This window comes from Bradyrhizobium archetypum (assembly GCF_013114835.1).
Lineage (GTDB): Bacteria > Pseudomonadota > Alphaproteobacteria > Rhizobiales > Xanthobacteraceae > Bradyrhizobium > Bradyrhizobium archetypum.
Window position 1 is genome coordinate 691,700 of sequence record NZ_JAAVLW010000003.1, and the last position, 15,570, is coordinate 707,269.

Annotated in this window: 20 protein-coding genes; 12 read left to right on the plus strand and 8 right to left on the minus strand. The window is 63.2% G+C overall.

Annotated features, from left to right (window positions below; genetic code table 11):
* Window positions 1-27 precede the first annotated feature (27 nt).
* From HCN50_RS11865 to HCN50_RS11905, 9 genes are all read left to right on the plus strand, one after another.
* Window positions 28-615, plus strand: coding sequence for a dioxygenase family protein (locus HCN50_RS11865; RefSeq protein WP_210264875.1), 588 nt, complete (start codon window positions 28-30; stop codon window positions 613-615).
* 192 nt (window positions 616-807) lie between these two features.
* Window positions 808-960, plus strand: a complete 153-nt coding sequence (locus HCN50_RS11870) for an aa3-type cytochrome c oxidase subunit IV (RefSeq protein ID WP_171709814.1) — start codon at window positions 808-810, stop codon at window positions 958-960.
* A gap of 137 nt (window positions 961-1,097) precedes the next feature.
* Complete coding sequence (locus HCN50_RS11875; protein ID WP_171709815.1) at window positions 1,098-2,225, plus strand: Re/Si-specific NAD(P)(+) transhydrogenase subunit alpha; 1,128 nt, start codon at window positions 1,098-1,100, stop codon at window positions 2,223-2,225.
* An 11-nt stretch (window positions 2,226-2,236) separates the two neighbouring features.
* The gene (locus HCN50_RS11880; protein ID WP_027579715.1) at window positions 2,237-2,554 is read left to right on the plus strand and encodes a proton-translocating transhydrogenase family protein; all 318 of its coding nucleotides are present in this window, start codon (window positions 2,237-2,239) and stop codon (window positions 2,552-2,554) included.
* 44 nt (window positions 2,555-2,598) lie between these two features.
* Complete coding sequence (locus HCN50_RS11885; RefSeq protein WP_171709816.1) at window positions 2,599-3,996, plus strand: NAD(P)(+) transhydrogenase (Re/Si-specific) subunit beta; 1,398 nt, start codon at window positions 2,599-2,601, stop codon at window positions 3,994-3,996.
* Window positions 3,997-4,403: 407 nt separating this feature from the next.
* Window positions 4,404-5,261: an alpha/beta hydrolase gene (locus HCN50_RS11890; RefSeq protein ID WP_171709817.1), complete on the plus strand. Its 858-nt coding sequence runs from the start codon at window positions 4,404-4,406 to the stop codon at window positions 5,259-5,261.
* A 4-nt stretch (window positions 5,262-5,265) separates the two neighbouring features.
* Window positions 5,266-6,363, plus strand: coding sequence for a calcium:cation antiporter (locus HCN50_RS11895; RefSeq protein WP_171709818.1), 1,098 nt, complete (start codon window positions 5,266-5,268; stop codon window positions 6,361-6,363).
* A gap of 21 nt (window positions 6,364-6,384) precedes the next feature.
* The gene (locus HCN50_RS11900) at window positions 6,385-6,669 is read left to right on the plus strand and encodes a cupin domain-containing protein (RefSeq protein ID WP_171709819.1); all 285 of its coding nucleotides are present in this window, start codon (window positions 6,385-6,387) and stop codon (window positions 6,667-6,669) included.
* A 169-nt stretch (window positions 6,670-6,838) separates the two neighbouring features.
* On the plus strand, window positions 6,839-7,858 hold the full coding sequence (locus tag HCN50_RS11905) for a flagellar biosynthesis protein FlhF (protein WP_171709820.1): 1,020 nt from the start codon (window positions 6,839-6,841) through the stop codon (window positions 7,856-7,858).
* 136 nt (window positions 7,859-7,994) lie between these two features.
* Here the strand turns inward: HCN50_RS11905 and HCN50_RS11910 are convergent, their stop codons facing one another.
* Both HCN50_RS11910 and rpsU read right to left on the minus strand, forming a co-directional pair.
* Window positions 7,995-8,639, minus strand: a complete 645-nt coding sequence (locus HCN50_RS11910; protein WP_171709821.1) for a tetratricopeptide repeat protein — start codon at window positions 8,637-8,639, stop codon at window positions 7,995-7,997.
* Window positions 8,640-9,006: 367 nt separating this feature from the next.
* On the minus strand, window positions 9,007-9,309 hold the full coding sequence (gene rpsU / locus HCN50_RS11915; protein ID WP_171709822.1) for a 30S ribosomal protein S21: 303 nt from the start codon (window positions 9,307-9,309) through the stop codon (window positions 9,007-9,009).
* Window positions 9,310-9,564: 255 nt separating this feature from the next.
* On the opposite strand from rpsU, the gene aqpZ reads away from it, so the two are divergent.
* Entirely contained in the window at window positions 9,565-10,287 is a 723-nt protein-coding gene (gene aqpZ, locus HCN50_RS11920; protein ID WP_171709823.1) for an aquaporin Z, read from the plus strand.
* Window positions 10,288-10,307: 20 nt separating this feature from the next.
* Here the strand turns inward: aqpZ and HCN50_RS11925 are convergent, their stop codons facing one another.
* Both HCN50_RS11925 and purE read right to left on the minus strand, forming a co-directional pair.
* Window positions 10,308-11,411 carry a 5-(carboxyamino)imidazole ribonucleotide synthase gene (locus tag HCN50_RS11925; protein ID WP_171709824.1) on the minus strand — a complete coding sequence of 368 codons (1,104 nt, stop codon included), beginning with the start codon at window positions 11,409-11,411 and terminating at the stop codon, window positions 10,308-10,310.
* A complete protein-coding gene (gene purE, locus HCN50_RS11930) occupies window positions 11,408-11,896 on the minus strand; it encodes a 5-(carboxyamino)imidazole ribonucleotide mutase (protein ID WP_171709825.1) in 489 nt (162 codons plus the stop codon). Before purE ends, HCN50_RS11925 begins: the two co-directional genes overlap by 4 nt.
* 137 nt (window positions 11,897-12,033) lie before the next feature.
* Between purE and HCN50_RS11935 the strand changes: the two genes are divergently transcribed.
* Complete coding sequence (locus HCN50_RS11935; RefSeq protein ID WP_171709826.1) at window positions 12,034-12,729, plus strand: GGDEF domain-containing protein; 696 nt, start codon at window positions 12,034-12,036, stop codon at window positions 12,727-12,729.
* Window positions 12,730-12,816: 87 nt separating this feature from the next.
* Here the strand turns inward: HCN50_RS11935 and HCN50_RS11940 are convergent, their stop codons facing one another.
* From HCN50_RS11940 to HCN50_RS11950, 3 genes are all read right to left on the minus strand, one after another.
* Window positions 12,817-13,068 (minus strand): hypothetical protein, encoded by a 252-nt coding sequence (locus HCN50_RS11940; RefSeq protein WP_171709827.1) that lies wholly within the window; start codon window positions 13,066-13,068, stop codon window positions 12,817-12,819.
* A gap of 23 nt (window positions 13,069-13,091) precedes the next feature.
* Window positions 13,092-13,304, minus strand: a complete 213-nt coding sequence (locus tag HCN50_RS11945; RefSeq protein ID WP_171709828.1) for a hypothetical protein — start codon at window positions 13,302-13,304, stop codon at window positions 13,092-13,094.
* A gap of 200 nt (window positions 13,305-13,504) precedes the next feature.
* Window positions 13,505-13,711: a YdcH family protein gene (locus tag HCN50_RS11950; RefSeq protein ID WP_057851906.1), complete on the minus strand. Its 207-nt coding sequence runs from the start codon at window positions 13,709-13,711 to the stop codon at window positions 13,505-13,507.
* 238 nt (window positions 13,712-13,949) lie between these two features.
* Between HCN50_RS11950 and HCN50_RS11955 the strand changes: the two genes are divergently transcribed.
* A complete protein-coding gene (locus HCN50_RS11955; protein WP_171709829.1) occupies window positions 13,950-14,135 on the plus strand; it encodes a YdcH family protein in 186 nt (61 codons plus the stop codon).
* 86 nt (window positions 14,136-14,221) lie between these two features.
* Here HCN50_RS11955 and HCN50_RS11960 read toward each other — a convergent pair whose 3' ends face one another.
* The gene (locus HCN50_RS11960; RefSeq protein ID WP_171709830.1) at window positions 14,222-15,325 is read right to left on the minus strand and encodes an NAD(P)/FAD-dependent oxidoreductase; all 1,104 of its coding nucleotides are present in this window, start codon (window positions 15,323-15,325) and stop codon (window positions 14,222-14,224) included.
* Between the last annotated feature and the right edge of the window lie 245 nt (window positions 15,326-15,570).

Consider the following 15,570-nt stretch of genomic DNA (forward strand, 5'->3'; position numbering starts at 1 on the left):
ATGCTGGCGACAGGAGGGGAGGGCCCCATGGTCGACACCCCGACACGGCGCGCGGTGCTTGGAGCGGGCGTCTTCGCGGCCGGTTCGCTGCTCACAATCGACGCCAGCGTTGCCGAGGTCTCGCTTGCCCCGACGCCCGCATGCCATGACGGCGAGGCCCCGACATTGCGGCAGACCGAGGGGCCGTATTTCAAGCCGTCCTCGCCCGAACGGATCGAACTGATTGAAGCTGGAATGGCGGGGCAGCCGATCGAACTGGCCGGCTTCGTTCTGACCCGCGCGTGCAAGCCGATTGCCGGAGCGCTGCTGGATTTCTGGCAGGCCGACGACCAGGGCCGCTATGACAATTCCGGTTTCCGGCTGCGCGGCCATCAGTTTTCCGATGCGGAAGGGCGCTACCGGTTGCGCAGCATCGTGCCCGGCGCCTATGTCGGCCGTACGCGCCATATTCACGTGAAGGTGCAGCCGCGCGGCGGCCGCGTGCTGACGACCCAGCTCTATTTTCCTGGCGAAGCGCTTAACCGCACCGACGGCCTGTTTCGCCGCGAGCTGTTGATGCAGACCGCCAAAAACGAAGGCTGGCTCGCCGGGCGTTTTGATTTCGTGGTGGCTTAGGGACGGCCTTCCGGCGAGTCGGGCCCGAATCCGGTTCATTGACATCCATGAAGGCCAGCATCGTATCCGCCTGACCCGCTGGATCCGGGATAATTGGCCTTCCGAATGACCCGATAGGCAGGGGGCCGTTGCCCTCCCAAACGCTTTGCGGTAATTGCACGCGAGAAACGCGGATTTTCACTGGGGATACCGATGGCAGACCATAACGAAGTGGCCTACACGACCGCTGACGGCAACGATTACGCGGCCCATGAGCAGACCTATGAAGGGTTCATCATGCTGGTCAAATACGGCACCGCCGCCGTCGTGATCATCGTTGCGCTGATGGGCTACTTCCTCACCTGACGCCTCACTGCCTGCTACCCGCCGATAGCGGCGGTGGCCAGAAAATTGCACGCATGCCGGTTGCGAAACCGGTATTCAACTAAGCGAAAAAGACGCTAGTTTGCTTGCGCGCGCCCGGCGCGCAGCGGGGAGGCTTCATGAAGATCGCGATTGCCAAGGAAATCGATCCGTCTGAACCGCGGGTTGCCGCTTCCCCTGATACCGTGAAGAAGTTCAAGGCGCTCGGCGCCGAAGTCGCGATCGAGCCGGGCGCGGGCGTCAAGTCGGGCCTGCCGGATTCCGAATTCACCGCCGTCGGCGCCACCGTCAGCGCGGACGCGTTGAAGGACGCCGACATCATCATCAAGGTGAAGCGGCCCGAGGCCAGCGAGCTTGCCAAGTACAAGCGCGGCGCGCTGGTGATCGCGATCATGGACCCCTACGGCAATGAAGCCGCGCTGAAGACAATCGCCGACGCCGGCGTCTCCGCGTTTGCGATGGAATTGATGCCGCGCATCACCCGCGCGCAGGTGATGGACGTGCTGTCCAGCCAAGCGAACCTCGCCGGCTATCGCGCGGTGATCGAGGCCGCCGAGGCCTTCGGCCGCGCCTTCCCGATGATGATGACCGCGGCCGGCACGGTGCCGGCCGCAAAAGTGTTCGTGATGGGCGTCGGCGTGGCCGGCCTGCAGGCGATCGCAACCGCGCGCCGGTTAGGCGCCGTCGTCACCGCAACCGACGTTCGCCCCGCCACGAAAGAGCAGGTTGAATCGCTCGGCGCCAAGTTTCTAGCGGTCGAAGACGAGGAATTCAGGAACGCGCAGACGGCCGGCGGCTACGCCAAGGAAATGTCGAAAGAGTATCAGGCCAAGCAGGCCGCGCTGACCGCCGAGCATGTCAAGAAGCAGGACATCGTGATCACGACCGCGCTGATCCCGGGCCGTCCGGCGCCACGGCTCGTCAGTGCCGAGATGGTGAAATCGATGAAGCCGGGCTCGGTGCTGGTCGACCTTGCCGTCGAGCGCGGCGGCAATGTCGAGGGCGTCAAGGCGGGCGAGGTCGTCGATGTCGATGGCGTCAAGATCGTCGGCTACACCAACGTCGCCGGGCGCGTCGCGCAATCGGCTTCCGGCCTCTATGCCCGCAATCTGTTCTCGTTCATCGAGACGCTGATCGACAAGGCGAACAAGGCACTCGCGGTCAACTGGGATGATGAGCTGGTGAAAGCCACCGCGCTGACCAAAGACGGCGCCGTCATCCATCCGAACTTTCTGCCGAAAGCCTAAGGAGACAAGCCATGGAGCACATCGCTCAAGCCGTCGATCCCTTCGTATTCCGGCTGTCGATTTTCGTCCTTGCCGTCTTCGTCGGCTATTTCGTGGTGTGGTCGGTGACGCCGGCCCTGCACACACCGCTGATGTCGGTCACCAACGCGATCTCCTCGGTGATCGTGGTCGGTGCACTACTCGCGGTCGGCGTCGGCATGATCTCAAGCGGTTCGGGCTGGGCACGCGGGTTCGGCTTCATCGCGCTGATCTTCGCCTGCGTGAATATTTTCGGCGGCTTCCTTGTCACCCAGCGCATGCTGGCGATGTACAAGAAGAAGGCCAAGTGAGTGGCATGCGCCTCGGGGTGTCGAAGGCATAATGGGGACCTGAGATGAACGCCAATCTCTCTGCACTGTTGTATCTAGTCGCGGGTGTGCTGTTCATCCTGTCGCTGCGCGGACTGTCGAGTCCCGCATCGTCCCGCCAGGGCAATCTGTTCGGCATGATCGGCATGGCGATCGCGGTTGGCACCACGCTGGCCAGTCATCCGCCGGCGGACGGCATCGCCTGGCTCCTTGTCATTCTCGGTATCGCCATCGGCGGCGGCATCGGCGCGGTGATCGCGCGGCGGGTGCCGATGACCTCGATGCCGGAACTGGTCGCCGCCTTTCACTCGCTGGTCGGCATGGCCGCGGTGCTGGTCGCCGCCGGCGCCTTCTACGCGCCCGAAGCGTTCGACATCGGCAAGCCCGGCGCGATTCACGCGTCCAGCCTCGTCGAAATGTCGCTCGGCGTCGCCATCGGCGCGCTGACCTTCACCGGCTCAGTGATCGCCTTCCTGAAACTGTCGGCCCGCATGAGCGGCGCGCCGATCATTCTGCCCGCACGTCACCTGATCAACATCGGCCTCGGCATCGCGCTGGTCGTCTTCATCGTCCGCCTGGTCATGACCGGCAGCGCGATCGACTTTTGGCTGATCACCATCATTGCGCTGGTGCTCGGTGTGCTCATGATCATCCCGATCGGCGGCGCCGACATGCCGGTCGTAATCTCGATGCTGAACTCCTATTCCGGCTGGGCCGCCGCCGGCATCGGCTTCACGCTCGGCAACTCCGCGTTGATCATCACCGGCGCGCTGGTCGGCTCCTCCGGCGCGATTCTGTCCTACATCATGTGCCACGCGATGAACCGCTCGTTCATCTCGGTCATCCTCGGCGGCTTCGGCGGCGAGACGGCAGCGGCGGGCGGTGGATCCGGCGAACAGAAGCCTGCAAAGCTCGGCTCGGCCGACGACGCCGCCTTCATCATGAAGAACGCCTCCAAGGTCATCATCGTGCCCGGCTACGGCATGGCGGTAGCGCAGGCCCAGCATGCGCTGCGGGAGATGGCCGACCTGTTGAAGAAGGAAGGTGTCGAGGTGAAGTATGCGATCCACCCGGTCGCAGGCCGCATGCCCGGCCACATGAACGTGCTGCTGGCGGAAGCCAACGTGCCCTATGACGAGGTGTTCGAGCTCGAGGACATCAACTCCGAATTTGCGCAGGCCGATATCGCTTTCGTGATCGGGGCCAACGATGTCACCAATCCGGCCGCCGAGGAAGACAAGACTTCGCCGATCTACGGCATGCCGGTGCTGCAGGTCTGGAAGGCCGGCACGGTGATGTTCATCAAGCGCTCGCTGGCGTCGGGCTATGCCGGCATCGACAATCCGCTGTTCTACCGCGACAATACCATGATGCTGCTCGGCGACGCCAAGAAGGTCACCGAGAACATCGTCAAGGGGATGTAACGGATCGGGGGCACCACGTTCGCGCGTCGTCCGATGATCATCGGCGCCGCGGCGACTATCGGCGACGCCGCCATCTGTCCGCTTTGCATTCGAGCAACCCTTCAAAGCTTACGTCGCCGTCGACGAAACGCGCCGCTATGGCTATTTCCGGTAGGCTGGCGATCTCCAGTACGGTAAACCGCCAAACCGTCGGATCGCCCGGGGCATTCGGTTATGGAGGTCTGAGACTGTTCGCGTTTCCCGAACGTGCCCTTTCAGTGGCAATTGCGGCTGGTAACTACAATGATGGGAATCAGTGGATGCCGCCGATCCGGGTAGTCCGCGAAGTCGTGCTGGCGAGCATGTTGTATTAACCTGGGATATCACACTGGCCGATAGGCAATGTTGCCTGTAAGCATCGCAGAGTCATGACCACCTTGAAATGGCTGCTCCTCATCATCTCAGCCGGTTATGTCTGCGGTCTGCTCGCGCTGTTCTTCGCGCAGCGCGCCGTGCTGTTTCCTGCCCCGACGGGCGCGCGCACGCCGCCGCAGGCAGCGGGCTTTCCCGAAGCCGAAGAACATCTCCTGGCCACGGCTGATGGTGAGAAAGTCATCGTCTGGCATGTTCCGGCCCGGCCGGGGCGTCCGGTGGTTCTCTATTTCCATGGCAATGGCGATTATCTCGCCGGCTTCTTCGGCCGCTTTCGCGGCCTGATCGCCGACGGGATCGGCATCGTCGCGCTGTCCTATCGCGGCTATGCCGGTTCAAGCGGGCAGCCGAGCGAGCAAGGATTGCTGCAGGATGCCGCGGCGGTCTATGCCTTTGCGGCCGCGCGATACAGCGCGGACAGGATCGTCGCCTGGGGATTCTCCCTCGGCTCCGGCGTCGCGGTTGCGCTGGCGGCCGAACAGCCGGTCGGCAAGCTGATTCTCGAAGCGCCCTATACGTCGATTGTCGACGTGGCTGCGTCAGCGTACTGGTTCGCGCCGGTGCGGCTTCTGATGCGCGATCAATTCCATGCCGACCGGCACATCGCCCGGATCAGGGTTCCTCTTCTGGTGATGCATGGCGCGCTCGATCCGACGATACCGGTTGCCTTCGGCGAGCGGCTGTTTGCGCTGGCCAACGAGCCGAAACGGTTTGTCCGTCTTGCCCGAGGCGGTCATAACGATCTCGACAATTTCGGCGCAATTGAAATCGCGCGAAATTTCATCAACCTTGCGAAAGGGTGGTCGCAGCATGGATGGACGCAACTTCCGTCCATGAACCGGTTGGGAACTTGACCGCATGAGCACACACGGACCGATGCCGCGATCCGCCTGGGTGTTTCCGGCGCTGGCGCTGCTGCTCTATGCGCTGGCGACCGGCGTCGGGTTCGATTTTACACCATCGATCGGCGGTATGATTTTCGCGGCGGTGCTGCTGGCGGTCCTGTTCGGCACCGTGTTCGCGGCCGTGCATCACGCCGAGGTGGTTGCCGAGCGGGTCGGCGAACCTTACGGCACGCTGCTGTTGACGCTTGCAGTCACCATCATCGAGGTCGCGCTGATCGCCACCATCATGCTCGGCGAAAAGCCGCAGCCGGCGCTGGCGCGCGACACCGTGTTTGCGGTCGTGATGATCGTATGCAACGGCCTCGTCGGTCTCTGCATCTTCATCGGCGGCTTGCGCTACCGCGAGCAGGATTTTCAGGTCTCGGGTTCGAACCTTTATCTCAGCGTGCTGTTCGTGCTGGCCACCATCACACTGATCATGCCGAACTATACGCTCACGGCGCCGGGGCCGATCTATTCGGCGGCCCAGCTCGGCTTCGTCAGCATCGTCACCCTGATTCTTTACGCCGTCTTTCTCTATACCCAGACCATCCGGCATCGTGATTACTTCATCAACAGGGACGAAGGTAAGGTCGCCGACGAAGCCCGGCTGTCCAACCGGATGCTGGCGCTCAGCATCGTGCTGCTGTTGATCTCGCTGCTGGCGGTCGTGCTGCTCGCCAAGAAATTTTCCGCGACCGTCGATGCCGTCACTGCGATGGTCGGTGCGCCGCCGGCGTTTGCCGGCGTGGTCGTCGCGCTTCTGATTTTGTTGCCGGAAAGCGTTGCGGCCGTCGGCGCCGCGCGCCGGAACGACCTGCAAAAAAGCATCAATCTCGCGCTCGGCTCTTCGCTCGCGACGATCGGGCTGACGGTGCCGGCGGTCGCGGTGGTTGCCTACACGCTCGACAAGCAACTGGTGCTCGGCCTCAACGCGCCGGGGATGGTGCTTTTGGTGCTGACCTTCGTCGTCAGCATGCTGACCTTCGGCACCGGCCGGACCAACATCCTGTTCGGGCTCGTCCATATGCTGGTATTCGCGGTATTCCTTTTCATGGTATTCGTGCCGTAATTGCCTTGGAGTGAACCCCACATGCTCGCCGCCAAATCCGACGTCCAGGTCGATACGCCCGAAGTCCGCGTTACCGAATGGCGGCTGGCGCCGGGCAGCGCCACCGGCCACCATACCCACGAGATGGATTACGTGATCGTGCCGGTGACTTCGGGCGAGATGACCATCGTCGCGCCAAACGGCGAACGCACCAAGGCGCAGCTCGGGGCAGGCAAATCCTATTTCCGGAAAGCCGGGGTTCAGCACGACGTGCTGAACGAGACCGCGAGCGAGATCGTGTTTCTGGAGGTCGAGCTGAAGCCCTGACCGTCTCAGCGTCCAAGTGCATTTCCTGGGCTTGGGGGAACCGTGCGACAGGTGGCGCAGATGTTATTCGGCCTGCACAGGAACTGCTGAATTGCCATCGATCCGACGCACTTGATCCCTCAATGTGCCTCAAAGTTCCTGCAATTGAGGACTGCGGGGAGTGGCCGGCATGCTGAATTACCTGAAGAAATTTGCGGTGGACATCTTCCCCTCGGTGGCTGCGACCGTCATCGGGGCCTACATCGTCAACCACTACATCGTGACCAAGCCGGCGGATGCTCCTGCCGCCGCAGCGGTGTCTGCCGCCACGCCCAAGTCGGACGGCAAGGCTGAAGCCAACGATGGCAAGCCGGCCGAGACGACAGCGAGTGTCAGCAACCTCCCGGCGGCCGGTGTCAAGGCGCGCGGAATCTCCGAGAAAGCCGTCATGGAGAAGGCCACCGCCGAACGGCCGGCGGCGTCGGAAAAGACTCAGAAGGCGGATGAAAAGGCTGAGGCCAAAGCCGATGCCAAGCCTGATATAAACAAGCCTGACACAAACAAGTCTGATGCGAACAAGCCTGACGCCAACAAGTCCGATGTGAAATCGGCCGAAAGCCCCGCTGACGTCGACCGCCGTCACGCCGCGGTGCCACGCGAAAAGGAAAAGATCAGGGTCGTGTTGCCGTCGCCCATCCAGCCCCTGAATTCTTCGGCGGCTACGGCTGCACCCGCCGCCCCGGCGGCGCCGCCAGCCCCGGTCGAGGCTGCAACTGCGCCGGAGGAGCGCCGTGATGCCAACGATCTGGCGCGCGCCGCGATCGAGCGTCTGCGCGCCAACGGCGAAACCTCACCTCGCGTCGCCGAACCCGCCCGCGCTCCTGAAGCGCCAAAGGAAGCGCCCAGGGTTGCGAACGCGCCTGTCGTCGCCAATGCACCCGCGCTTCGTCCGCTGCCGCCACCGGTGATGATCTCGGGTCCGCCGGCCGGCGAACCCTTTGGTCAGGCTTCATCGCAGCAGGCGCGGCCGCCTTATGCCGATGCCGGCGACCCGAACCGTCCAATCCCGCCTGCCGAAATCCCGGCCTCTCGCCCGCTCGATCTGCGTGCCGAAATGGCGGAACCTTCGGTACGCGAACGCGCTACCGCGGCTGCCGAGGACGCGCTGTCGACCGCCAAGTCGATCTTCCACGCGGTGCTGCCGAAATAAACCCGCTGCGCTTGCCAGCGAGGCACGCGCGGACGTGATCCGGGACCGCTTCCACTGGAAGCGAACGCCGTGCGTCAGGCAAAGCTCGCGCCGGATTCTGATTCAATCCAATCTGAGTCAATCCAAACAGGAAGGCTTAGCCGCCGGTGCGTGCAAGACCGCTTCGCGCGGCGTCGTCCCTGGGCCGCAGCGCGAGCGCACGGCCATAGGACGTGAAGGCCTTGGCCTTGTCGCCGAGCCGCTCATAGGTGACGCCGCGCGCCGACCAGGCTTGCGCGCTGTTGGGATCGGCCTGCACCGCCTCGTCGAGATCGGAGGCGGCTTCCCTTGCCTTGTCGATGGCGAGGTAGCTGGTCGCACGCGCCAGCAGCGGCTCGACCCGTTGCGGCGTCAGGCCGTTGGCTGCGGTGAAATCCGCAATCGCCTGCTCATGCTGCTTGTCGGCCTGATAAATCAGGCCACGGGCGTACAGGGCCTGCACGTTGTAGGGATCGAGCGCGAGGGCACGGTCGAATTCCGCGAGCGCTGCTTCGGTCTTGCCGGATTTGGCAAGGGTCTGGCCGTTCGTCGCATGGCCTTGGGCGTCGCTGACGCTTTGTCCGCTGATCGTGCCGGTCGGCTTTTGCTCGAGGGCCTGGAGTTTTTCCTTGTCCGATCCCCACGATCCCAGATCGAACGAACACCCGCCAACGGGAAGGGTAAGAACAATCGCGAGCAGCGTGATGGGGGCGGCCGTTAAGCGCGAAGTGCAGCGAAGGGCATTGCAATCCGTAACGGCCATGCAGCGGCAGACTCTCGCGTTCAATGCAGCATAGGTAACGCGACGGGCCACAAAATGCATCCGTCAAAATGGTCCCGCCACATAATTCGTACAGCTATTTTTTGCCGGGCCAAGCCGGACCCGGGGGGCGGCGAAGAGGGAGGTTTCGTATCTTGCACGGATGCGCTGCGACTCCGGATTTACCGGGCCGTGCTGTCGGCGATGAGATCACGTTGCATCGCGCGCCGATCGATCTTTGAAAATGTCAGCCGAATAGCGGCGCGCAGTCGCGATTGATTGGCCAGGCCCGTCCAAGTGAGAGACAAGACACAAACAAAAACGCGGGCCTGGGGCCCGCGTTTTCAATTCAAATCTTTCGAGAATGTGCTCAGCGCGGTCCGCGCGGACCTGCACCCGGGCCACGGCCACCGGCGCCACCACGCTCGCCACCCGCACCGGCGCCGAACACCGGCTTCGGCTTCATCGGCAGCAGGCCTTCGCGCTGCAGCTTCTTGCGCGCCAGCTTGCGTGCGCGGCGCACGGCTTCGGCCTTTTCACGGGCCTTCTTCTCGGACGGCTTTTCGTAGTGGCCGCGGAGCTTCATCTCGCGGAAAATACCCTCGCGCTGCATCTTCTTCTTCAGCGCCTTGAGGGCTTGATCGACATTGTTATCGCGAACGAGAACCTGCACGCGGCATCCTCTTTCAATTGATCGGATAGGAATTCTGGTAAAGCAAAGGGCCGGCGAAAGGCCTGGCCCTTGACCCTGAGCGCGGGCATGTAGCAGACAAAACCGCCAATGTCCACCAGAGAAGGCGGTTTTCGGCCCCGAAAAGCCACGAAAATCGGCGCGATTCGGCCGGTGCCACCCCGGTTTCCTCAAATAACGCGCCCCTCACGGGCCTTCCCTAGTATCCAACAACGCAAAAACATGCGGGAGGCGCGTATGAATACCAAAAAATATGCCGCTGAAGCGATCGGCACGTTCTGGCTCACTTTTGCGGGATGCGGCAGCGCAGTGATCGCCGCCGGCTTTCCCGAGGTCGGTATCGGCCTGGTCGGGGTGTCCCTGGCGTTCGGCCTTAGCGTCGTGACCATGGCCTACGCGATCGGCCATATCTCGGGCTGCCATCTCAATCCCGCCGTCACGGTCGGCCTCGCGGCCGGCGGGCGGTTTCCGGCACCGCAGATTGCTCCTTACGTGATTGCGCAGGTGATCGGGGCTGTCGCCGCCGCAGCGTTGCTCTACGTGATCGCAAGCGGCGCGCCTGGCTTCGATCTGGCCAAGGGCTTCGCCTCCAACGGCTATGATGCGCATTCGCCCGGGCAGTACAACATGATGGTCTGCTTCATCACCGAGGTGGTGATGACCATGATGTTCCTGTTCATCATCATGGGGGCTACCCACGGCAAGGCACCTGCCGGCTTTGCGCCGCTGGCGATCGGATTGGCGCTGGTGATGATCCATCTCGTCAGCATTCCCGTCACCAACACCTCGGTGAATCCGGCACGCAGCACCGGGCCGGCGCTGTTCGTCGGTGGCTGGGCGCTGGCGCAGCTTTGGCTGTTCTGGCTGGCGCCGCTGATCGGCGGCGCGCTCGGCGGCGTGATCTATCGCTGGCTCAGCGCGGAGCCGGCTGGCATCGTGGAAGGCCTGAAGACCGCCTGATCCCGCTAGTGCGGCAAGCGTTATTTCCTGCTCGCCGGGACAACCTCGGTGATGTGGCCCATCTTGCGGCCCGGCCGCGGCGGGCCCTTGCCGTAGAGATGAACGGTGGCGCCGGGAACCGTCAGCCATTGCTCATAGTCGAGGATGTCGTCGCCGATCAGGTTGGTCATGGTGACCTTGCCGTGACGAACCGGCTTGCCGAGCGGCCAGCCGGCAATCGCCCTGATGTGCTGCTCGAATTGCGAGATCGAGGCGCCGTCCAGCGTCCAGTGCCCGGAATTATGCACCCGCGGCGCGATCTCGTTGACCAGCACGTGTGGTCCACCGTTTCCGGCAACGACGAACAGCTCGACCCCAAGTACGCCGACATAGTCGAGCGCGAGGGCGATCTTTTCGGCAACAGCTCGCGCCTGTGCAGCCAGATCATCCGATATCGCGGCCGGCACGCGCGAGTATTTCAGGATGTGATCGCGGTGCTCGTTTTCGGTGACGTCGTAGCATTCTACATGGCCATCCGCCGAGCGCGCGGCGATCACGGAGATCTCGCGCTCGAATGGAACGAAGGCTTCGAGGATCGCGGATTTGGTGCCGAGTTCTTCCCAGATCAGGATCGGATCGTCGCCCTCGCGAATGATCGCCTGCCCCTTGCCGTCATAGCCGAAGCGGCGGGTCTTGATCACGGCGGGAAGGCCGATGCGGACAATGGCGCTCTGCAGCGTTTCCGCCGATGATACGTCGGCATAATCGGCGGTGCCGATGCCGAGCCGCTTGACGAAATCTTTCTCGATCAGGCGGTCCTGCGTGGTCTCGAGGATCTTCTGTGCCGGCAATACCGGACGGCGCGCGGCCAGCACCATGGCGGTGGCGGCCGGCACGTTCTCGAATTCATAGGTGATCACGTCGACATCGTTGGCGAACAGTTCGAGCGCCTCGACGTCGGCATATTCGGCGCACGTCGCGTTCAGCACTACGTCGAAGGCGGGCGAGTCCGGGTCCGGCGAAAACACCTGGCACCTGAGGCCAAGGCGCGCCGCCGCCATCGCCAGCATTCGGCCCAGTTGTCCGCCGCCGAGAATTCCGATGGTGTCGCCCGGCTTCAGCTTCACCTTGTCCGAAGCTGTCACGCCGATTCCTCCGGGCGCTCCTTGACCGCATCGGTCTGCTGCTTGCGCCACGCGGCCAGCCTGCCTGCAAGCGGTGCGTCACTCAGCGCGAGCACGCTTGCCGCGAGCAGCGCGGCGTTGATGGCGCCGGCCTTGCCGATCGCCAGCGTGCCAACGGGAACGCCGGCCGGCATCTGCACGATCGAATACAGCGAATCGAGCCCCGACAGCGTCTTGGATTCGACGGGAACGCCGAACACCGGCAGTTCCGTCAGCGCCGCGGTCATGCCGGGCAGATGGGCCGCCCCGCCGGCACCGGCGATAATGACCTTGAAGCCGGCTGCCTTGGCGCCTCTTGCGAAGGCAAACAGCCGGTCCGGGGTCCGATGGGCCGAGACGATGCGCTTCTCGCAATCGACCCCGAGCGCAGTCAGCGTCGCGGCGGCGTGGCGCATGGTCTCCCAGTCGGACTGGCTGCCCATAATGATGGCGATCGGTGCGGTCATCTCGTCAATTCTGTCCGGGAATCCAGAAACATAGGCCGATTATAGGATCGGCCCGGGGCTCATCCAAGGCGTGGCAAGGGATCAGGAATGGACTATCCTGTCTTGGTGAATCCCGGCAAGCCTGCACAGGGAAGGCCATGAAGAAAAAAACCAGGGCGGCCGCCTCCAGGGCTGGAAAACGCCCCAAAAGCGCGGCTTCCGGGCGAGAAATCGCGCCAAGGCGGGCGTCCGGCCAGGCATCCCGGCCGCCAGCGGTATCTAACGGCACGAGGGCAACGATCCGCCGCCTCAAGGCCGAACTGGCCCGGACCCAGGCGCAGATCGAGGAACTTCAGGCCTCCGCCGATACCGATTACCTGCTCGGCATTGCGAACCGGCGCGGCTTCGAGCGCGAGCTCAATCGCGCGATTGCCTACATGAAACGCTACCGCGCATTCGGTGCCCTGATCGTGCTCGACGTCGATCGCTTGAAGCCGATCAACGACGCCTTCGGCCATGCCGCCGGCGACCAGGTGCTCAAAGAAATCGTCGCGGCGCTCTTGGCGCATGTGCGCGCTTCCGACATCGTCGGCCGTCTCGGCGGCGACGAGTTTGCGCTGCTGTTGTGGAATCTCAGCGAGACCGACGCCAGGGCCAAGGCTGCCGCCCTTGAAGAAGCGATCGATCGCCTCAGTTTCGTGTTCGACGGCCGCACCATCACGGCAGGCGCCTCAGCGGGGGTTGCGGTTCTCGATACCCATTCCGAAGCGGGCCGCGCGCTGGAAGCAGCCGACAGTGCCATGTATGTGCGCAAGGCGTTGCGGCGGCATGAGGCGAAATTCGCAGATCTGTAGGGCGGGGAAGGCGCGCCTTCGCGGCCTGCCCACCATCAATCAAGCGTTGCAGAGGTCGGGCTTGCGCTTTGCCCACCCTCCAATGATCTACAACCCGCTGAGATCGTCCGGCACATTGCCGAACTTGCGCAGCAGTTTCGCATCGCCAAATTCGCCGATCATCGGATCGCCGCTGCGGCTGAAGGCAATTGCGCCGATGCTGCCCGCCATCCGTGACATCGTCTCGGCGCGCCGCAATGCAATCGTCGGGCTTTGGCATTCTTCCGCGGCGCCCGCCACCGGCGAGCCGCTATCGTCCTGCAGGAATGGCATTGCGACGTAGTAGGTGACATCGGCCATTGTCTTGCTCCTGGCTTGATCAATCAGGCAGCGTCGCTCTCCACATGGGAGCTCCTTGCCGGCGCACAGCCGGCGGCGATTGCCGCCTGCAATTCCTCCAGCTCGATTTCCAGATACTCGTTCGCCATGATCAGCGCCTTGATGGTCGAGCGCAGATTGCCGTCGCACATCGCGATGGCCTGATCGCAGGCCTGCTCGTAGCGGCTGTTGTCGGAGAGGGATGGGGTGGCGGACATGGCGAACTCCCGAGGCTGGCGGCAGGAAGGCATGTTCTCTTTTTGTTCTCAAGAAGTCAAGCCATGTCGACCAGCCGGCAGCCGGTTTTTCGCTAATCGCCAGCATCGTGCGGGATGGATTGTGTGGATGTCGGGGAAAGCATCTGTCGAACGCGAAGGGTTTGGGCGAACCGCATTGGCGAGCGAGGCGAGCGCAACGATCAGGCGATTATGTCGGGCGTGATCTGGTCTTCGATGAAGGCGATACGGTCGCGCAACTGCAGCTTGCGCTTCTTCAGCCGCTGCAGCCGCAGCAAGTCCGGCGCGGGCGACTGATGCAGCGCGTCGATCGCCGCATCGAGATCGCGATGCTCCTGTTGCAGCCGGGCGAGCTCGTTTTCAAGCTCGCGCTCATCATCGTCGGTCATGGTGTACGTTAGCTGAAAGCGTGATGAGTTTGCGAACGGATTCTTCGGAAGCTGGCTGTGAATATCGTCCTTGCGGAGCCGCTGCGCAAGCCGCCGGTTCCATACTCACGATTGGTTACAGATAAATCCGAAAATATGAGAAGCGGGTTTTTTGGATAACCATCGACAGATTCATCGGCTGGTGTACACTCGCGCGTCCGGATCGAACCTGAGGTTTCACCCACCGAGGAGACTTCGTATGGCACTACAGGCGCATCTTGTTGAACTTGAACGTAAACACAAGATTCTCGAGAACGAGTTGCACGAAGCGCTCTTGCACCTATCCACAGACGACCTGCAAATTGTCGAGTTGAAGCGCCGCAAGTTGATGGTCAAGGATCAGATCGAGCGGTTGAGACATACCGCCGAAGAAACCCTCCACTAAATAAGTCCGACAGAGTATCGAAAACGCTCACACGGCAGGATGGGCGCTGAGCGCTCATCCGCCTGTAGGTGTGTTTGCGGTCTGCGTCAGAGCTCCGCCAGGGCGCCGACGTGGTCGGCGATCGCGAGCGACGACGTCAGTCCCGGCGACTCGATACCGAACAGATTGATCAGTCCGGCGACGCCGTGCTCGGCTGGGCCCTGGATCAGAAAATCCTGCGTGGCGACGGCCGGCGGTACGATTTTCGGCCGGATTCCCGAATAGCTCGGCATCAGCGCGCCGTCCGGCAGCGTCGGCCAGTAGCGCCGGATCGCGGGATAGAAACGCTCGGCGCGTGCTGGATCCACCGTATAGTCGATGCTCTCGACCCATTCGACGTCTGGGCCGAACCGGGCCTGTCCGGCCATATCGAGCGTGAGGTGCACGCCCAGCCCGCCAGGCTCCGGCACCGGATAGATCAGCCGTGAAAACGGGGCCCGCGCGCTGCAGCTAAAATAATTGCCCTTGGCGAGATAGGCGCAAGGGATCAGCCCGATGGGCATGCCTTCGATGCTGCGCGCCACCGCAGGCGCGCTTAGACCCGCCGCGTTGACGAGCAGGTTGCATGCAAGCGTCATCGGCGCATCACCGCCGGCTTCGATTTCGATCCGGCCGGCACCGGCCCTGGCGTGCAGGAGCGGCGTATGAAACGCGTAAGCGGCGCCGGCCTCCTCGGCATCGCCGCGCAGCGCCAGCATATAGGCGTGGCTGTCGATGATGCCGGTGGACGGCGAGAGCAGGGCCGCATCGCAATTCAGCGCCGGTTCCAGCGCCCGCGCCGCCTCGCCCGTCAGCAACTGCAGATCGTCGACGCCATTGGCCTGGGCATGCGCGCGGATCGACTGCAGTTTTTCGGTTTCGCTTGATGTCGTCGCCACGATCAGCTTGCCGCACTGGCGATGGGGAATGCCGTGGTCGCGGCAATAGCGGTAGAGCGCGCGCTTGCCGCTGACGCACATCTGCGCCATCAGGCTGCCGGCGCGGTAGTAGATGCCGGCGTGGATCACCTCGCTGTTGCGCGAGGAGGTAACGGTACCGATGCCCTCGGCCGCCTCGAGCACAATGACTTCGCGGCCCGCCTGGGCCAGGCGTCGTGCGATCGCGAGTCCGATCACCCCCGCTCCGACGACGACGCAATCAACCTTGTCCATGTCAGCTTCAGGTCCGGAAATAGGGCGCGACAATTGGCGCTTGCCGCGCCCGGCGATGATCGTTTCGTGCGGCGGAGCCGTGGGCCAACCCGTTGGTTTGCCTCGCAATACACTGTGCGCGCAGTCCCGTTAGCGAAGCATTAATCATGTCGGGCCAATTGCCGTAATTTGGGTCATATTTTAGAATTGTGCGGGTAGTCGTTTACCCGATCCAAACCCGTCAAGCCAGACACTCCGCCCGCAAA

Bases quoted from the DNA above. Each gene is read 5' to 3' on its own strand.
- HCN50_RS11865 (WP_210264875.1), top strand. From the start codon at position 28: ATGGTCGACACCCCGACACGGCGCGCGGTGCTTGGAGCGGGCGTCTTC.
- HCN50_RS11870 (WP_171709814.1), top strand. From the start codon at position 808: ATGGCAGACCATAACGAAGTGGCCTACACGACCGCTGACGGCAACGAT.
- HCN50_RS11875 (WP_171709815.1), top strand. From the start codon at position 1,098: ATGAAGATCGCGATTGCCAAGGAAATCGATCCGTCTGAACCGCGGGTT.
- HCN50_RS11880 (WP_027579715.1), top strand. From the start codon at position 2,237: ATGGAGCACATCGCTCAAGCCGTCGATCCCTTCGTATTCCGGCTGTCG.
- HCN50_RS11885 (WP_171709816.1), top strand. From the start codon at position 2,599: ATGAACGCCAATCTCTCTGCACTGTTGTATCTAGTCGCGGGTGTGCTG.
- HCN50_RS11890 (WP_171709817.1), top strand. From the start codon at position 4,404: ATGACCACCTTGAAATGGCTGCTCCTCATCATCTCAGCCGGTTATGTC.
- HCN50_RS11895 (WP_171709818.1), top strand. From the start codon at position 5,266: ATGAGCACACACGGACCGATGCCGCGATCCGCCTGGGTGTTTCCGGCG.
- HCN50_RS11900 (WP_171709819.1), top strand. From the start codon at position 6,385: ATGCTCGCCGCCAAATCCGACGTCCAGGTCGATACGCCCGAAGTCCGC.
- HCN50_RS11905 (WP_171709820.1), top strand. From the start codon at position 6,839: ATGCTGAATTACCTGAAGAAATTTGCGGTGGACATCTTCCCCTCGGTG.
- HCN50_RS11910 (WP_171709821.1), bottom strand. From the start codon at position 8,639: ATGGCCGTTACGGATTGCAATGCCCTTCGCTGCACTTCGCGCTTAACG.
- aqpZ (WP_171709823.1), top strand. From the start codon at position 9,565: ATGAATACCAAAAAATATGCCGCTGAAGCGATCGGCACGTTCTGGCTC.
- purE (WP_171709825.1), bottom strand. From the start codon at position 11,896: ATGACCGCACCGATCGCCATCATTATGGGCAGCCAGTCCGACTGGGAG.
- HCN50_RS11935 (WP_171709826.1), top strand. From the start codon at position 12,034: ATGAAGAAAAAAACCAGGGCGGCCGCCTCCAGGGCTGGAAAACGCCCC.
- HCN50_RS11940 (WP_171709827.1), bottom strand. From the start codon at position 13,068: ATGGCCGATGTCACCTACTACGTCGCAATGCCATTCCTGCAGGACGAT.
- HCN50_RS11945 (WP_171709828.1), bottom strand. From the start codon at position 13,304: ATGTCCGCCACCCCATCCCTCTCCGACAACAGCCGCTACGAGCAGGCC.
- HCN50_RS11950 (WP_057851906.1), bottom strand. From the start codon at position 13,711: ATGACCGACGATGATGAGCGCGAGCTTGAAAACGAGCTCGCCCGGCTG.
- HCN50_RS11955 (WP_171709829.1), top strand. From the start codon at position 13,950: ATGGCACTACAGGCGCATCTTGTTGAACTTGAACGTAAACACAAGATT.
- HCN50_RS11960 (WP_171709830.1), bottom strand. From the start codon at position 15,325: ATGGACAAGGTTGATTGCGTCGTCGTCGGAGCGGGGGTGATCGGACTC.